The sequence below is a fragment of the Rheinheimera tilapiae genome (assembly GCF_042432165.1).
Taxonomy (GTDB): domain Bacteria; phylum Pseudomonadota; class Gammaproteobacteria; order Enterobacterales; family Alteromonadaceae; genus Pararheinheimera; species Pararheinheimera tilapiae.
The window spans coordinates 2,122,159-2,139,664 of sequence record NZ_JBHLXP010000001.1 but is presented as its reverse complement, the minus strand read 5'-3'; the positions used below and the strand labels follow the sequence as shown (position 1 = coordinate 2,139,664).

Genomic DNA, 17,506 nt, shown 5'->3' with positions numbered 1-17,506 from the left:
TGATCTAACCCCCAACCCACCATACATCTCATAGCCAGTCAGCCCTTTTTAGGTGCTGTAGGGCTGTTATTGCCAAAAGGAAGAACAACATGTTGAAAATCAGAATGAAAGGATGGAAAGTTTGGGCGTTATTGCCCCTGTTAGTCATCGCCATACCAGCGCTTTGGTACCTGACTATTGGCTGGGAACAGGTCCCAGACGATGTCCCTGCGACACAACAGATTTATCAGCAGGAATTCTCGAGCGCTGCACACAAAGCTTTCGCGTCATTACAACAATCCAGAGCACAGCAGCAGATGCCGGCACTGACAGCAGCAGTGGCCTGGCAAGGTAAACTACTGTGGGCTGGCGCTGCCGGCTATGCCGATATCAGGACTCGTCGGGCCGCCAATACGCAAAGCCAGTTCCGGATTGGCAGTACGTCAAAAGCTGTCACTGCCACCGCCATAGCCCGCGCTGTCGCAGCCGGTACACTTGATCTTGATGTTGCCATCAGTCAGTACAAAGCCGACTTACCAAATCCGGCGTGGCAAAAGCTGACACTTCGACAACTGTTGTCGCATACCGCAGGCTTACCCGGTTATGAGCAAAATGATGACTGGCGGGGCGTGGTTCAAAGCCTGCTGAAACAACGTCATTTTCCCGATGTTGACGACGGTCTGCAGATTTTTGATGATGCAACGCTACAGTACCAACCCGGCCACGGTTTCTTATACAGCTCTTTTGATGTCAATCTCGCAAGTAGCGTATTGCAAAGCGCCAGTCAGACGCCGTTTTTGGACTATCTGCAACAACAGCTGAGTGTGCCGCTGCAACTAAAGAGCCTTGGCGCTGCGGATTTACCCCATCAAGAACAGGTGACCTTTTATCAGTCGAAAAATGGCCAGGTGAAACCGCATTGGCCGGTCGATTTATCTCAGAAACTGGCAGGTGGTGGTCTAGCGGCTAGCTCCACAGATCTGGTCACCATTGGCTCTGCCTGGTTTGACCCCGCGTTTATCCCGACTCAGTTACAGCAAGAATTCTGGACGCCGCAGCGACTGGCGGATGGCAGCATGAATCCACAAAATTATGCACTGGGCTTTCGCCGCACTGAGCATGGCAACCTGTTTTGCGATAAAGACAACCCGTTGCAAAGAAAGATCCGCTATGTCCACCACGGCGGCGTTTCTGATGGCGCGCAGAGCTGGCTGGTGATTTATCCGGATCATCAGTTGATGCTTGCGATGAATACGAACATTGTCAAAGAGGATTATTGTGATTTTGCGCTGCAAGCGGCCGGGATCCTGCGCCCATTTTTGCAACAAATAGACCCAAGTCTGTTTTGACGACGCCAAAATGACAAGGGCACCCACAGGTGCCCTTCAACATTTCAACCGGCTACTTAAAAATCGACTTTGCCATCACGGATATGTTGTTCGCCACGTTGCTTTGCCAGTTCGATTTGTTTCTGCCGCTCAGCAAATGAAGCCTTTTGCTCGTCAGATAACTGATCATGGCAATGCGGGCAACTCATGCCTTTCATGTATTTGTCAGATTGCATATCTGCTTGTGATAACGGCATCCGACAGGCGTAGCATTGGTCATAACTGCCTTGCTCTAACCCGTGTTTCACCGCAACGCGCTGATCAAACACAAAACACTCACCTTGCCACAAACTGTTGTCTTCTGGCATTTCTTCTAAGTATTTCAGAATACCGCCATCGAGGTGATAAACCTCGTCAAAGCCTTGCTCTTTTAAATAAGCCGTTGATTTTTCACAGCGAATACCACCGGTACAAAACATCGCGACTTTTTTGTGCTTGGTTTTATCCAGATTGTCAGCCGCCCATTGCGGGAATTCGCGGAAACTGGTGGTGTTAGGATTGACGGCGTTTTTAAAAGTACCGATAGCAACTTCGTAGTCGTTGCGCGTATCAATCAGTATGGTGTCTGGGTCTTCAATCAACCGATTCCAGTCGTCGCCTTTGACATAAGTGCCAACGATGTGTTGCGGATTTACACCAGGGACACCCATAGTGACAATTTCGGTTTTCAGTTTGACTTTGGTGCGGTAGAACGCTGGTTCATCGGCGAACGATTCTTTATACGACAGGCCGTCAAAACGGCCATCCGCGTCAAGCCACTGCCGCACGGCGTCTATGCCTTCGCGGGTGCCGCAGATGGTACCGTTGATACCTTCTTCGGCCAATAACAAAGTGCCTTTGACTTTGTTCAGCACCAGATGCTGGTACAAGGCGTCGCGCAGTGCGACATAATCCGGTAAAGCGACAAATTTATACAACGCAGCAACAACGTACATGATTCACCTTTTATGCAATTTGCCGGACCGCAAATCCGGAGCAGAAAAACAGCGGCGAATTATACCGGCACCAGCTGAAAGTGCAATCAATGTAGACCTGCAGATAGCTGCGGCATGTCCAGCTCCAGCATTTGGTCGCCGTCCGTGATTTGTAGTTGTAAATCGTCACGCCAGACGCTCCATTGCATCCCAGCCCTGAGCATGTTCAGGCACTGTGCCACAGTAGTGTCAGGGATCTCACACACCTGCACATTGGCCTGCTGGCGGTGACTGCTGAGATACCGCGCAATACTTGGTGTATCCAGCATCAGCAGCACATGGTCACTCTGATGCGAGGCTTTTTGCAGCAGTTTGTCATTGGGGGTATCAACCTGACACCAGAGTTGATAGTGCTGATGTTGGTCCAGCACATACAAATCCGGTCCTTTCGCTTGCTGGGCCGCGAGCGCTGGGTGTAGTTCGTATAAACAAAGCCAGGCCAACAAACGCCGGCTGAAATGCTCAGCGCTCTCTGCCGGAAAAGGCGATAAATAGCGGGTGTCGTGTTGAAACATCCGCGCGGCGGCGCTGTTATAAAACAGCTCAAGTTTGAGAACCTTCAGTTGCATCTGCATAGCGCACCTCTTGCTGACTCTGCCAGTTGCTTCTTCAGTGTAGAAGCTACCGGAAACCTATGCATAACCCATGCACATCATCTGATTGGTGGTTTTACTCTAAAGCAATGCAGTGTTCCTGCTATGAAATGACAATAACCGCGGTTTAAATAGATTGAGACTTCGGGGGATAAACCGTAAAATGTTATATCATCACAGTCATTTCAGAGAATATGCATATGTCATTTCGTCTCTCTCCGCTGCAACTTGCATTGGCCATCACCTTTTTTTCTGCCTCAGCACAGGCTGCCGATCTGATGGTCAAAGGCAAAATCACTGCTGACAACGGTCAACCGGTTAAAAATGCCAAAGTTCATGTGCATGGTCGCCAACAATATGTCTACACCAATGCGGCCGGCGAATTTCAGTTACATGCAGCCAGTGGTGCTGAAATCCACATCGCAGCAAAAGGCTTTAACGACCAGTTTGTCAAAGTGGAAACGCCGGATCTGACCGTCGCTCTGAGCAAAGGCAGTATTGAACATTTGCGGGTTTCCGCTGCAGGCCTGCATCACTATGATTTAGATATGGCACAACCTGCCTCAGTCCTGACTGGTGAAGCCCTGACCCGTCGTCAGGAGCCGACCATCGGTGAAACACTGAAATTTACCCCTGGCGTTCACAGCAACTATTACGGCCCGGTCGCTGCTGCGCCGGTGATCCGTGGCTTAGATGGTCCGCGGGTCAAAGTTCTCAGCAATGGCCTCGACAGTGCCGACGTATCACGCGTAGGTCCGGATCATGCCATTTCAGCTGATGCCATTACGACGGAACAAATCGAAGTACTACGTGGCCCTGCCACCTTACTTTACGGCAGTGGAGCTATTGGTGGCGTGGTGAATCTCGTCGACAACCGGATCCCACGTCAGATGCGCAGCCCGCAGACTGTGATTGACACCAAATACAATAGCGTTGCCAATGAAAGAACTGCTGCGCTGGCGCACGACGGTAGCCAAGGCGAATTTGCCTGGCATTTAGATGGTTACGGTCGCCAGACTGATAACTTCGATACGCCGACATTTACCAATGATGAAGGCGAAACGCTGGATCAGATTGAGAATAGCCAACTCGACAATCAAGGCCTGAACCTTGGCGGCAGCTGGGTAACACAAAATGGTTTGGTTGGCCTGTCATATGGCCGGATCACGAGTCAGTACGGTATTCCAGGCCACCATCATCATGGCGAAGAAGAAGCGAGCGCTGAAGAAGAACATGCAGACGAAGGTGTTTATGCCGATTTAACGCAAAACCGTTATGGTCTGGCAGCTGAATGGTATGCCCCGGTCAAAGGCATTGAAACTATCGCACTACAGAGCGCTTACACCGACTATCAGCACGCGGAAGTAGAAGGAGGCGTGCCTGGCACCCGATTTGAAAACGACAGCCTGGAAAATCGTCTGAGCATTGAACATAGCGACTTCCAGGGCTGGCATGGCCTGGTCGGTGTCCATCAGCAACAAAGCGATTTTGCCGCCAGCGGTGAAGAGGCTTTCACACCAGCCACAGACACCCACAGCAATGCGCTGTTTATCCTCGAAGAAAAATCATTTGGAGACCTGCAGTGGCAACTCGGCGCGCGGTTGGAGCGTGTCAGCCATACTCCGGTCAACAGCGAGCTGACCATGCCGCATGATGAAGAAGAGGACGAACATGAAGAACTGCTGTTGACGAAATATTCCGCCACAGCAGCCAGTGTCTCCTCCGGGCTGGTTTGGCAGTTTGTGCCGGGTTATCAGTGGTCATTGCAACTCAGCCATTCAGCACGGGCACCGGGCGCCAGCGAACTCTTCGCCAACGGTTTGCATATCGCGACACAGGGTTATGAGCTTGGCTTGGGTTATGAACTCACCGATGACGGCGACATCCACTTCCATCCGGACTCAGTAGAGAAAGAAGTAGCTAACAATATCGACCTCGGTTTTGCCAAGACTAAAGGCGACCTGACTTTTAGCTACAATTTCTTCCTGAATGAAGTTGATGATTTCATCTATCAGGCCAATACCGGCCTGACGATGGAGCAACTGCATGCTCATGAAGCACACGAAGGTGAAGCTGACGATGAACATGCGCACGATGACTTCAATGTGTACCAATATCGCCAAGCCGATGCACGGCTTTATGGTGCTGAATTTGCCCTGACCTGGCGCTTTGCCCCGGCTCAGCAGCTGGAGTTTTTTGCCGACAGTGTCAGAGCAGAACTAAAGTCTGGTGGTGACCTGCCACGCACACCGCCGATGAAAGCCGGTGTCAGCTATCAGTATCAGGGCGAAAATTGGTCAGGACAATTTGGCCTGACGCACTACGCCAAACAAGACAAAATCGCTGTTGATGAAACGGTGACAGCGGGCTATACGCTGGTAGATGCCAATGTCAGCTACGACTTTGACTTATCTGCGTTTGATTTAACTGCCTATCTGAAAGCGACGAACCTGACGGACAAACTGGGCTTTGTGCATAGTTCTTTTGTCAAAGAAGACGTGCCATTACCAGGCCGTTCATTAGCGCTTGGTCTGACTGCCCGCTTCTGATTAGTTTTCAAATAGAAAAACGGCAGCTGACGCTGCCGTTTTTTGTGACACTCTGGGCCAAGTTCTAGGCCTAGCTCATGCTATGCAAACCCAATTTATTACCCGCAACATCAAGGAACATGCCGATAAAACCGTGTTCACCAATCGCGGTTTTTTCCATCAGAACAGTGCCACCAGCCGCAGCTATTTTCTCCAGTTGCGCCGCAACTTCGGCACAACCAAAATAGATTGTGGTGCCGACAGTCGCGGGTACACAATCAGGTCCCTGTACTAACGAGCCCGCAGATCCTGGCTTACTATGATCTGCGGCGAACATCGCCATCTTATAGGGCGGCATGTCCAGCGCTTCAAACTCAAACCCAAAGGCTTGCTGAAAAAACTGTTGATTCTTTTCAAGATCGGGTGATGGGATCTCAAACCAACCCACCGGATTATATTCAACACTCATGTCTCGCACTCCTCGCAAAAAAAGCTCCGCTGCTAACACTAGCAGCAGATGCCATTTCTGCCAATGCGTTCATCACATCCATCTAAATCACTGATTAAACGCAACAAATAGAAGTATCTATCCGTGTTCACATCAGTTGCAGTAATGCCTGCAGTGGGTGCTTCGGCTTAAAGCCTTCATAACGTTTGACCTGACTGCGACAAGAAAAGCCGGTGACCAGCAATAAATCCGGGGCGGTTTGCTGTACCGGTGCTGCCCAGCTTAAATCGAATAAGGCACGGCTATTGGCCTGATTTTGCGCTTCATGGCCATAAGTCCCTGCCATACCACAACATCCGGTCGCCACCACCTGAATCGACAAACCGGCTTGCTGGAAAATCTGCTGCCAGCTCTTTTCCGTCGCTGGCAACGCAGTTTTTTCAGTACAGTGCGCCAGCAACTTAAACACGCCGGAACTTTGCAGAGTTGGCAATGGCTGATTGACCAGCCATTCCTGTAACAAGCTCACCTGATAGTCACCGCGCCGCTCGCCCAGAGCTTTGACATACTCGTCGCGATACACCAAGACTAGCGAAGCATCCAGACCGATCATGGGCGCACCCAGCGTGTTGACCTGCTGCAAGAAATCGCTGGCATCTTGTGCTGTCGCGGCAAATTCACGCAAAAAGCCTTTCACATGTTGTGGTTTGCCGTTTGGCAAAAATGGCAGTAACACCGGGTCAAATCCAAGTTTACGTAGCAGCGCCATGGCGTCAGCAACCAAATCCGCTTCGTAGAAACTGGTAAACGGGTCCTGAACCAAAAGAACGAGTTTGGCTTTTTCAGCAGCCGGTAAGGCTTGTAACGCCGCTAAGTCAAAGGGCCGATACTGTTGAACGCGTTCCGTCAGTATCGGTGTAGACAGCAATGGCGTATCGACATAACCCACCACCTTTTTCAACAGCCAAGCCACAGGGGCCATTTTCACCACGCCATTGACCAATCCTGGCGCTTTGGCCAAGACAGGGGCTGAGCGCTCGATATTACCGACAATATAGTCCTTCAGTGGACGCAGATAGCGGCTGTGATACAGCTGAATAAAACGGGCGCGGAACGATGGCACATCCACTTTGATCGGACATTGGCCGGCACAGGCTTTACAAGCCAGACAACCTTCCATCGCTTCCATCACTTCATGGGAGAAATCAGCTTCGCCACGCCATTTACCGACCGTATTCTGCACCTTGTGCAGCAGAGCCGCCGGACCGCTGCTGGCTTGCAATAATTGCTGCTCTTGGGCCAGCACATCAACGCCCTGCTTCTGCATCAACCGTAGCCACTCGCGCATTAGACCTGCCCGCCCTTTTGGGCTATGACGGCGATCTTTGGTGACCTTACTGGACGGACACATCGGCGAGTTTTCTTCATAGTTAAAGCACAGGCCATTGCCATTACAGCTGGTCGCAGCTTCAAAACTTTGCCGCACCACAGTCGGGATTTGCCGGTCAAAATAGGCGCGTTTTTGGCCGTCGACACTGACGAGTAAGTCCTGACTTTGCCATGGCGTACAGATTTTGCCGGGGTTCATTCGGTTCAGCGGGTCAAACACACCTTTGATCTTGCGTAATTCGGCAAACAGTTCTTCACCAAAAAACGCCGGGCCATACTCGCTACGATAGCCTTTACCGTGTTCGCCCCACATCAGGCCGCCGTATTTAGCGGTCAGCGCGACGACCTGATCAGAAATAGTCCTCATCAACGCTTCCTGACCTGGCTCACACAAGTCGAGCGCCGGGCGTACATGTAACACCCCGGCATCCACATGACCAAACATGCCGTAGCTCAGGCCATGGCTATCAAGCAAAGCGCGGAATTCCATAATAAAATCGGCCAGGTTTTCCGGTGGCACTGCAGTATCTTCGGTGAAAGGCACAGGTTTTTGCGACCCTTTGGCATTACCCAATAAGCCTACCGCCTTTTTGCGCATGGCATAAATCTGCAGGATAGCCTTAGGGTCATAGGTCAGCTGATAACCAATGATGCCGCTATCGCCGCTATCGAGTGCATGCTGCAACCGCTCTTCAAGATGCGCGACTTTCTCTGCCATGCCGGCATCGTCTTCATCGTTAAATTCCACCATGTTCAGGCCCAGCATATCCTGGCCCGGCACATCTTCAATGTAAGTTTTAACCTGATGCCAGATGATGTCCTGACGTGCAAGATTCAGAACTTTACTGTCGACCGTTTCTACCGACGTGGCATTGGCTGCGACTAAAAATGGCGCATTACGCAGCGCACTCTCAAAGCTGTTGTATTTAACGTTGACCAAGCATTTGTGGCGGGCAATTGGAGTCACGTTCAACAATGCTTCAGTGACAAAACCCAGCGAGCCCTCAGAGCCTGTGATCACGCGGCCAAGGTCAAACTCGGTCAGATCGGGGTTAAACACATGCTCGAGGTCGTAGCCGGTCAGAAAACGATTCAAGCGCGGAAATTTCGCCAGAATTTGGGGCCGGAATTGACGACAGCTGGCTAACACCTGACGGTAAATGTGGCCTTCAGCAGTGTCGAGTGCAGCTTTAGCTTCGGCTTCGGCAATAGGTTGCGCCGCTGTTTTCAGCACAGTGCCATCAGCCAACACCGTGGTCAGTGCTAACACATGGTCGCTGGTTTTGCCGTAGACCAGTGATCCCTGCCCGGAGGCATCGGTATTGATCATCCCGCCAATAGTGGCTCGGTTTGATGTGGATAAATCCGGCGCAAAGAAGTAACCAAACGGCGCTAAATAGGCGTTAAGCTGATCTTTAATGACGCCGGCCTGCACACGTACCTGACGTTTTACCGGGTCAAAATCGAGAATGGTTCGCATATGCCGAGATAAATCGACGACCAGATGCTCGGTCAAGGCCTGACCATTAGTACCGGTACCGCCGCCACGGGGCGCGAATTTCAGCTGCATAAAACGTGGCTCAGTCGCCAACCGGGTGATTAATTCGACATCCTGCTGATGTTTTGGCAGCAATACAGCTTGTGGCAAGGCTTGATACACACTGTTATCAGTCGCGACCGCCAACCGTGCTGCATAGCTGGTTTCAATCTCACCCTGAAAACCGGCTTGTTGCAGGCTGGCACAATACTGGGCAACCACCGGGGCCAACATCTGTTCTGGATTTAACTTCGGGATCATAACACTGAAAACTGAAGGCAATGGGAGCCTGAGTATATCACCCGGCTCCGACGGGATTAAGGCTTAATCTGGTTTTTCCGCAGGCTTTAATCTTCCTGACGTTTTTGCAGCACCTCACCTTCAATCACCAGTCCGGAAGGTGCTGTATGATCGGCCCGGTGTGCGGTGGTTGCTCCTGCAGTTCCCATGTCGTTTTGACTATTTGCCTGACTTTGGCGGAATTGGTCCATTTGCGCTTGCATCTTCTGTACTAGTTTGCGTTTTTTCCACCATAAATAGGGTAATAACAAAACCAACAACGTTGCCACTATCAATAATAACCAAACACCGAATACCAATAAGAACAAACCGCCTAGCAACAGCAGTAAGAGACTAAACCAATTGGCCGGTCGGCCGCTTTTTAACTGGATAAATACCGGACCTTTTTGGCCAAAACCAGACATAACTACCTCGGATCTGCTGCAGATTAATTGTCGCACTAGCTACAGGATATGGGGACTTACCGGACAATCTCCAGTGTAAAACTGTAAAAGTTTATCTATTGGCAAGTTAAGACCCTGGCTGACAGTAAAGTCGTCTTCTGCTTTACTGTTTAGAAATCTCGGTTGCCGGAGCTGTTAATGCGCTGGATCTTCCTGTGTTGTTGTGTGTTGTATGCTTGGCCACGATGGGTTTTAGCCTGTGAGTTGCGGGTACAAGTCAGTGATTTTCCGCCGTATTCTTATCAAAAAGACGGTGAATGGCGTGGCAGCCGGGTCGTTTTGTCACAGCGGCTGGCACAAAAACTCAATTGTGGCGTGCGATTTTACGACGTGCCTTGGGCACGGGCGCTGGTGTTACTGCAGCAGGGCGATCTGGACCTGATGTTTAACCTGACACCGACGCCGGCCCGGGAAGCTTTTTTATGGTTCAGTCGGCCGCATCATCTGGAGCGGTTGGCATTTGCCACGACGATGACCGATCCGCAGTGGCAACAGCTGCAAGACCTGTCGAAACTAGCTGAATTCCCCGGCATCATCGCCTTGACCCAAGGTAGCTATATGGGACAACCCATGATGGAGCTATTGCAACAGAGCAAATTCCGGCAAAAAACGCTGGAAGTGGCTGAACGCCGCGTTAAAAACGAACTGGTATTAAAAGACCGGGCACAAGGCCTGGTGGAAGATTTGGATTATCTGAAATTTGCCATCACCAATTTCCCGGAGTACCAACAGTTGACGATCACACCATTGCGTCTGTCACAAACCAAAGTGTCGGCCGGATTCAGTAAAAACTCGGTGTTATTTAAGCAAAAACAGCAACTGGTACAGGCGATTGCAGAACTGGATGCCGAAGGTTTGTGGTTTTCTGAACTGCCGTAAACAGGAACTCAGAAACGATAAAGCCCCGGGGCCGGGGCTTTATCTATTTGATGTCGAGATAAAACCGCTTAAGGTTTCACCGCCACAACGCAACGCTTCAGTTGCCAGACTTTTTCAACGTAGTCTTCAATTGAACGGTCGGAGTTAAACTTAGCCACGCTGGCGGTATTGAGCATCGCTTTACGCGCCCAACCATTGCGGTCCCGATACCATTCATCGATTTTTTGTTGCGCGTCACAGTATGATGCAAAATCAGCCATGACCAGATAGTGATCACCACCTTCCAATAAACTGCGTTTAATTGCTGCCAGTTCACCCGGTTTGCCTGGCGTGAAATAGTCAGTTTCTAACCAATCCAGAATTGCCTTCAGTTCAGGATTATTCAGGTAATAATCGCGGCTGTTATAGCCGCTTTGATACAACGCCTTCACTTCGTCAACGGTCAGACCGAAGATTGCGATGTTGTCGAGTCCTACTTCTTCCGCAATTTCGATATTGGCGCCATCCAGCGTACCTACAGTCACAGCACCGTTAAGCGCCAGCTTCATATTGCCGGTCCCTGACGCTTCTTTGCCTGCTGTCGAAATTTGTTCAGACACGTCGGCTGCCGGGATCATCTTTTCTGCCAGACTAACGCGATAGTTCGGCATAAACACCACTTTGATCCGATTTTTAACCCGTTTGTCGTGGTTGATCTTGTCGGCAATTTTATTAATGGCATAGATAATTTCTTTGGCAAGCTTGTAGCCTGGTGCTGCCTTCGCGCCAAACAGGAATACCCGTGGCACCATGTCGTAATCCGGGTTCTGCAGGATCCGACGATACAACGCCAGAATATGCAACAAATTCAGGTGCTGACGCTTATATTCGTGTAGGCGTTTGATTTGCACATCAAACAAAGCATGTGGGTCGATATCGACGCCAGTCAGTCTTTTTACTTCTGTCGCAAGCTCAGCCTTGTTTTGTTGCTTGATCGCCATAAAGGCGTCCTGCATTGCCGGGTCATCCGCATAAGCTTTTAACTTAGCAAGCTCAGTCAACTGTGTTGGCCAAGTAGTCCCAATGGTATTATCGAGCAGCTTTGCCAGTCGCGGGTTACAGGCTTTTAACCAGCGCCGTGGCGTCACGCCGTTGGTGATGTTGGTGAATTTGTCTGGCCACAAAGCGACCATTTCCGGAAACAGGTCAGATTTAACCAGCTGCGAGTGAATTTCTGCAACGCCATTGACCCGGAAAGAACCGACCACGCATAAATGGCCCATCCGAACCATCGGTTCGTGACCTTCTTCAATAATCGACAGTTTGCGTTTTTTCTCAACATCACCCGGCCAACGTACATCAACCTGTTCAACCAGGAAACGGCGGTTGATTTCGTAAATGATTTCCAGATGTCGTGGCAGCACTTTCTCAAATAACCGCACCGGCCAGCGTTCCAGCGCTTCTGGCAATAATGTGTGGTTGGTATAGGCAAATACATGCTGACAGATGTTCCAGGCGTCATCCCAGGTCATCTCGGCGCGGTCGACTAAAATACGCATCAGTTCAGGGATAGCCACCGTTGGGTGTGTGTCGTTTAACTGGATGACCACTTGTTTGGCAAACTGTGACCAATCATCACCATGGGCCCGCTTGTAGCGACGAATAATGTCTTTCAGCGAACTGGAGCAGAAAAAATATTGCTGAATTAAGCGCAGCTCTTTGCCCGCTTCGGTTTCATCGTTCGGATACAGTACTTTTGAAATGGTTTCCGCTTCGATGTTCTCGCGCGCCGCATCGATGTAACCACCTGAGTTAAATACGTCCCAGTTAAAGAAATCACTGGCGCGGCTTTCCCATAAACGTAACACGTTCACTGAGCTGCCGTTGTAGCCGACTACCGGGATATCCCAAGGGACTGCCTTGATAATGCGTCCCGGGTGCCAGACTTTTTTCATCCGGCCCTGCAGGTCATACACGGTTTCAACGTAACCATAAACCGAGATTTCCTGCGCCGATTCTGGCCGGCAAATCTCCCACGGGTTGCCGTATTCACGCCAGGAATCCGGCCGCTCGATTTGTATACCGTGCTGAAATTCCTGCTTAAACAGACCATGTTCGTAGTGAATGCCATAACCAATTGCCGGGTAGTTCAGCGTTGCCAGCGAATCGATAAAACATGCAGCCAGACGGCCTAAACCGCCGTTGCCGAGCGCCATGTCTTCTTCCTGCTCTTCCAGATCGGCAATATTGATACCGAGTTCGAGCAGCGCTTGTTTTGCTTCTTCATAAAAACCAAGATTGTGCAGGTTGTTACTGAACAACCGCCCCATCAGATACTCCAGACTGAAATAATGCACAGCGCGGGTATTTTGCTGATAGTGCGTGCGCTGTGTATTACGCAAGCCATCAAACACATATTCATTGATCGAAGCGCAAGTCGCACGCCACCAGGCTTGTGGACTGGCCTTATTGACGTCTGTACCGAGTGTGCTGTGCAAATGACGGACAATACGTTCTTTTAATTCGGTGGCATTCGGCCGTTGACCAACAGCGGTCGTTTCAGGAGCAGTCGCGACTTTGACGTTCATAATGTAGTTCCAGCTGATGAGAGTCAGTTGACTCTGTAAAAATTTGTATTCTCTGAATCTTAATCGATTAACCTCGAAAGTCCAGACGAAAATAAACGTGTAACAAAATTACAGAATAGACCGTGATAAAGCAAGAATCTAACGATGTAGCTTTGCATTCTGTAACCTAATTACATACGAATGCAAAGCCTTGACAATCATTCCGCGCGGCGAAACACCGCAGCGACGAAGTTTTTCGCGTCTTGTTCGAGTAAATCCAGATGTGCCGCATCAACAAAGCTTTCCAGATAAATCTTATAGCTGTTTTCGGTCCCTGACGGCCGCGCTGCGAACCAGCCGTTGGCTGTCACGACTTTCACTCCACCAATATCTGCCTGATTACCGGGCGCTTTGGTCATTACCGTGAGAATATCATCGCCGGCAAGCATCGTTTGCGTGACGCTGGATACATCAAGTTTTTTCAAGGCTGCTTTTTGTGCCAGCGAGGCTGGTGCGTCGAGTCTGCGATAAAGCGGCGCGCCGTAAGTTTTAGTCAGACTGATATAACGTTGGTAAGGATCCTGCGCTGTTTTGGCGACAATCTCAGCGGCCAGCAGGCCAAGGATAAAACCGTCTTTGTCGGTCGACCAGACCGAACCGTCAAAGCGCAGGAAACTGGCGCCGGCGCTTTCTTCACCGCCAAAACCAAGACTACCGTCAAACAAACCAGGGACAAACCATTTAAAACCAACGGGTACTTCATACAGTTCGCGTTGCTGACCCGCAACGACGCGATCGATTAACGCGCTGGAAACTAGTGTCTTGCCAATTTTCACCGCAGCAGGCCAGTCGGGACGATGGGCGAGCAAATAATCGATGGCGACCGCAAGATAATGATTCGGGTTCATCAGACCGCCACTGCGGGTGACTATGCCATGCCGGTCAAAATCGGCGTCGTTGCCGATGCCGATATCAAAATCATCTTTGAGTTTGATCAGGTTTGCCATCGACCACGGCGAGCTGCAATCCATGCGGATCTTGCCATCTTTATCCAATGGCATAAAAGCAAAACTGGGATCAATCTGGTCATTCACCACGGTCAGATTCAAACCATAACGTCTGGCAATCACCGGCCAATATTCCAGACCAGAACCACCCAGCGGATCCACACCAATGCTGACTCCTGCTGCACGGATAGCGTCCATATCAACGACGTGTTGCAAATCCTCAACATAAGCACTGATGTAATCATGCGTCTGACATAACACACTGCCCAGCGCGTCGCTCAGACTGACACGTTTCACGCCACTCAGGCCTTGCTCAATCAGCAGATTAGCGCGTTGTTCAATCCAGCTGGTCGCATCTGTGTCCGCTGGCCCGCCATGTGGTGGATTATATTTAATACCACCATCAGACGGCGGATTGTGTGAAGGTGTGATAATCAGGCCATCGGCCAGCGCGTGTGGCTTTTCGCGATTAAAGGTAAGGATTGCATGTGAGATCACCGGTGTCGGTGTATAGCCCTGCTGGATCTTTACGGTCACGCCATTAGCGATCAGCACTTGTAGCGCAGTCTGAAAGGCCGGTTCGGACAATGCATGGGTATCTTTGCCAACAAACATAGGACCATTGATGCCTTGCAGAGCCCGGTATTCAGCAACCGCTTGGCACACAGCCAAAATATGTGCCTCGTTAAAAGAACCCTGACTTGCCACACCACGGTGGCCGGATGTACCGAATGACACTCGCTGCGCCGCATCAGTCATATCCGGGCTTAGCGTGTAGTAATAACTGCAAAGACGAGGAATATTTTCCAGCATAGAGCGCGGCACTTGCTGACCCGCCAATGGATGTAATGACATGATGCTTCCTTTTTAAATTCACATTCCTGCACTTCAACCGGTTTTCTGTTCCGGCACGATTTTGTTATCCGCAGCGTTTATGCGCCAAATAGCGGCAATTCAGAGAAAATCGCGGATAGTCTCCGCTTCTTCAGCACTGTAACCGAGTTTGAGTGCAGCTTCAGTCAGCATCATTTTTTTACGGGTCGTATTCGAATTCGTGATCACCCAAAACTCGCTATTTGGTATTTGTTTTGGATTGGTGCTGCTGCCCGCTTCCAGTAAATCAGCTTCGTTGCGGCCAAAATACACCCGATTGCGACCTTTGATCTCCAGTACCTGAGCAAAATCTTGTTTGTGTGCCCGTGACAGCGCAGACAAAATGATCAAAAAGCGCCCTACCACAGATAATTCAGCCTGAAGATCCTGTTTGCTCAGAATATCAAAGACTTTCTGTGAGGATTTTGAATTTTCTGCGACAACGGCTGTTGCGGCAGGTTGCTGGGCAACAGATTGCTTATTGAGTAGAATGCGCCGCAAGATGTCATTGGCACTTTCGCCAATGCGTTGGGTCTGACCGGCAATAAAGTGGTAGAGCTCATCATCAATTTCTATTGTGTTCATGTAATTACCTTTATTAGACCCAAAATGACAGTGCCCGCGTGTCCGGTACGGACAATACGCCCATTAGGCGGGATCGCGGCAGAATCAAGAGGAAATCCATGATATTACATACCGACATCACAGGCCAAGGGACTCCGTTGTTATTAATTCATGGACTGTTCGGCAGCTATGAAAATCTTGGCATGATCGCGCGGTTATTGGCCGAGCAAATTCGCGTTATCAATGTTGATTTGCGTAACCACGGTCGTTCTGGCCACAGCAATGAGATGAGCTACGCATTGATGGCGCAAGATTTAATTGAAACGATGGATGCATTGCAGATCCCGTCAGCTGCAGTACTCGGGCATTCGATGGGGGGGAAAGCGGCGATGCAGCTCGCACTGAGCCAACCAGAACGGGTGAGTAAACTGGTGCTGGCGGATATTTCTCCTGTGGTTAGTCAGGCGCGCCATCTTGGCATTCTTGACGCGCTGAACCGTGTTGATCTGGCAACACTGACCGATCGTAAACAGGCTGATCAGCAATTGCAGACGGCCATCGGCGACGCCGGCACCCGTGCTTTCCTATTAAAAAGTTTGGTCAAAGTCGACGATGCGTTTCAATGGCGTTTTAATCTGGCCGCATTAACATCGCAATATGCGCAGGTGTTAGCCGCCCCCGAAGCAACCGGGCCTTACACCGGACCAACTTTGTTTATCAAAGGCGGCAATTCTGACTATCTGCAACCGGACCATCAGTCCATCATTCGCCAGCTGTTTCCTGCTGCCAAAGCCAAAATCATCGAGGGCACCGGTCACTGGCTACATGCCGAAAAGCCTGCGGCTTTTGCCAAAATTACTGCAGACTTTTTATTGAGTTGACGCAATATTTTCCGCATACCTTTGTGGTATATTGCGCGGGTTTTTTTTGAAGGTTTCCGTCATGTTAAATCAGTACATGGAACAAATTGAAACGTTTGGAACTTGGTTTGCGCTCGCCGTGTTATTTTTTCTCATCGGAATGGCGATCCAGGACGTATTAAAAAAAGGTGATGTGCCGAAATTCGGACGTATTTTCGTCTGGCTGGTATTATTCTTGGGATGTTTTGGTTTTATCGCCAAAGGCATTATCCAGGTGATATATGAGTCGCAGGGCATGGGCTGATGGCAAAAATTTCCAGCGACAGAACCACCATCGACCTGTTCGCGCACGAAAAGCGGCCGGGCCGACCCAAAACCAACCCTCTGCCACGTGAAGAGCAGCTGAAACTGAATAAACGGAATCAGGTGCGCCGCGATCGCAGCAAAGGGTTAAAACGCATTGAGACCAAGATACCGGAAGACCTGTATCAAAAACTCGACGCAAGAGCACAGGCACTGCAAACTACCCGCAGTGCATTGATCGAACAACTGTTAACTCAGGCGTTAGCAAAGCCAGTGGTAACAAAGTAAGAAGGCTTAATTATGGCTACCGTAGGTATTTTCTTTGGCAGCGACACCGGTAACACCGAACATGTTGCAAAACAAATCCAAAAAGAACTGGGTAAAAATCTGCTCGAAGTGCATGACATTGCCAAGAGTTCAAAAGAAGACATCGCCGCTTATGATTTGCTGATGTTCGGCATCCCGACCTGGTACTACGGCGAAGCGCAGTGTGACTGGGATGATTTTTTCCCTGAGCTGGAAAACATCGATTTCAATAACAAGCTGGTGGCAATTTTTGGCTGTGGCGATCAGGAAGATTATGCTGAATACTTCCTCGATGCGATGGGCACTTTACGCGATATTATCGAACCAAAAGGCGCTATCATTGTTGGTCATTGGCCCACCAAGGGCTATAACTTTGTCGCGTCAAAAGCGCTAGTTGATAACGACCATTTTGTCGGTTTAGGCATTGACGAAGATCGCCAGCCTGAACTCAGTGACACCCGAATTAAACAGTGGTGTAAGCAAATTTATGACGAATTGAGTCTGAAAGATCTCGAAGGTCTGTGATTTCAGATCCCGAGCCGAAAAAAAGCCACCGTTAGGTGGCTTTTTTTGCCGTGATGAATCAATT

At 50.1% G+C, this 17,506-nt stretch carries 15 protein-coding genes; 7 read left to right on the top strand and 8 right to left on the bottom strand.

The window, feature by feature from the left end; genetic code table 11:
* Window positions 1-89: 89 nt before the first annotated feature.
* On the top strand, window positions 90-1,328 hold the full coding sequence (locus tag ACFFJP_RS09270; protein ID WP_377242705.1) for a serine hydrolase domain-containing protein: 1,239 nt from the start codon (window positions 90-92) through the stop codon (window positions 1,326-1,328).
* Window positions 1,329-1,384: 56 nt separating this feature from the next.
* On the opposite strand, the gene trhO is transcribed toward ACFFJP_RS09270, so the two are convergent.
* Window positions 1,385-2,302 carry an oxygen-dependent tRNA uridine(34) hydroxylase TrhO gene (gene trhO / locus ACFFJP_RS09265; protein ID WP_377242702.1) on the bottom strand — a complete coding sequence of 306 codons (918 nt, stop codon included), beginning with the start codon at window positions 2,300-2,302 and terminating at the stop codon, window positions 1,385-1,387.
* Window positions 2,303-2,388: 86 nt separating this feature from the next.
* Entirely contained in the window at window positions 2,389-2,910 is a 522-nt protein-coding gene (locus ACFFJP_RS09260; protein ID WP_377242700.1) for a YaeQ family protein, read from the bottom strand.
* A gap of 224 nt (window positions 2,911-3,134) precedes the next feature.
* On the opposite strand from ACFFJP_RS09260, the gene ACFFJP_RS09255 reads away from it, so the two are divergent.
* The gene (locus ACFFJP_RS09255; protein WP_377242698.1) at window positions 3,135-5,483 is read left to right on the top strand and encodes a TonB-dependent receptor domain-containing protein; all 2,349 of its coding nucleotides are present in this window, start codon (window positions 3,135-3,137) and stop codon (window positions 5,481-5,483) included.
* A 70-nt stretch (window positions 5,484-5,553) separates the two neighbouring features.
* Here the strand turns inward: ACFFJP_RS09255 and ACFFJP_RS09250 are convergent, their stop codons facing one another.
* The 3 genes from ACFFJP_RS09250 to ACFFJP_RS09240 all read right to left on the bottom strand — a co-directional run bounded on the left by ACFFJP_RS09250 (window position 5,554) and on the right by ACFFJP_RS09240 (window position 9,540).
* Window positions 5,554-5,931, bottom strand: a complete 378-nt coding sequence (locus tag ACFFJP_RS09250; protein ID WP_377242696.1) for a VOC family protein — start codon at window positions 5,929-5,931, stop codon at window positions 5,554-5,556.
* Between the two features lie 127 nt (window positions 5,932-6,058).
* Window positions 6,059-9,097, bottom strand: coding sequence for a D-2-hydroxyglutarate dehydrogenase YdiJ (ydiJ, locus tag ACFFJP_RS09245; protein ID WP_377242694.1), 3,039 nt, complete (start codon window positions 9,095-9,097; stop codon window positions 6,059-6,061).
* An 86-nt stretch (window positions 9,098-9,183) separates the two neighbouring features.
* A complete protein-coding gene (locus tag ACFFJP_RS09240; RefSeq protein ID WP_377242692.1) occupies window positions 9,184-9,540 on the bottom strand; it encodes a hypothetical protein in 357 nt (118 codons plus the stop codon).
* A 177-nt stretch (window positions 9,541-9,717) separates the two neighbouring features.
* Between ACFFJP_RS09240 and ACFFJP_RS09235 the strand changes: the two genes are divergently transcribed.
* The gene (locus tag ACFFJP_RS09235) at window positions 9,718-10,458 is read left to right on the top strand and encodes a substrate-binding periplasmic protein (protein WP_377242690.1); all 741 of its coding nucleotides are present in this window, start codon (window positions 9,718-9,720) and stop codon (window positions 10,456-10,458) included.
* A 68-nt stretch (window positions 10,459-10,526) separates the two neighbouring features.
* Here ACFFJP_RS09235 and ACFFJP_RS09230 read toward each other — a convergent pair whose 3' ends face one another.
* The 3 genes from ACFFJP_RS09230 to seqA form a co-directional block, all read right to left on the bottom strand.
* Window positions 10,527-13,025 (bottom strand): glycogen/starch/alpha-glucan phosphorylase, encoded by a 2,499-nt coding sequence (locus tag ACFFJP_RS09230; RefSeq protein ID WP_377242688.1) that lies wholly within the window; start codon window positions 13,023-13,025, stop codon window positions 10,527-10,529.
* A 197-nt stretch (window positions 13,026-13,222) separates the two neighbouring features.
* On the bottom strand, window positions 13,223-14,866 hold the full coding sequence (gene pgm / locus ACFFJP_RS09225; RefSeq protein WP_377242686.1) for a phosphoglucomutase (alpha-D-glucose-1,6-bisphosphate-dependent): 1,644 nt from the start codon (window positions 14,864-14,866) through the stop codon (window positions 13,223-13,225).
* A gap of 99 nt (window positions 14,867-14,965) precedes the next feature.
* Complete coding sequence (gene seqA, locus ACFFJP_RS09220; protein WP_377242684.1) at window positions 14,966-15,469, bottom strand: replication initiation negative regulator SeqA; 504 nt, start codon at window positions 15,467-15,469, stop codon at window positions 14,966-14,968.
* Window positions 15,470-15,567: 98 nt separating this feature from the next.
* Between seqA and ACFFJP_RS09215 the strand changes: the two genes are divergently transcribed.
* The 4 genes from ACFFJP_RS09215 (at window position 15,568) to fldA (ending at window position 17,442) form a co-directional block, all read left to right on the top strand.
* The gene (locus ACFFJP_RS09215; protein WP_377242682.1) at window positions 15,568-16,329 is read left to right on the top strand and encodes an alpha/beta fold hydrolase; all 762 of its coding nucleotides are present in this window, start codon (window positions 15,568-15,570) and stop codon (window positions 16,327-16,329) included.
* A gap of 61 nt (window positions 16,330-16,390) precedes the next feature.
* Complete coding sequence (locus ACFFJP_RS09210; protein WP_244151320.1) at window positions 16,391-16,612, top strand: DUF2788 domain-containing protein; 222 nt, start codon at window positions 16,391-16,393, stop codon at window positions 16,610-16,612.
* Window positions 16,612-16,899, top strand: a complete 288-nt coding sequence (ybfE, locus tag ACFFJP_RS09205) for a LexA regulated protein (protein WP_208931342.1) — start codon at window positions 16,612-16,614, stop codon at window positions 16,897-16,899. Before ACFFJP_RS09210 ends, ybfE begins: the two co-directional genes overlap by 1 nt.
* A gap of 12 nt (window positions 16,900-16,911) precedes the next feature.
* A complete protein-coding gene (gene fldA / locus ACFFJP_RS09200; RefSeq protein WP_208931341.1) occupies window positions 16,912-17,442 on the top strand; it encodes a flavodoxin FldA in 531 nt (176 codons plus the stop codon).
* The last annotated feature ends 64 nt before the right edge of the window (window positions 17,443-17,506 follow it).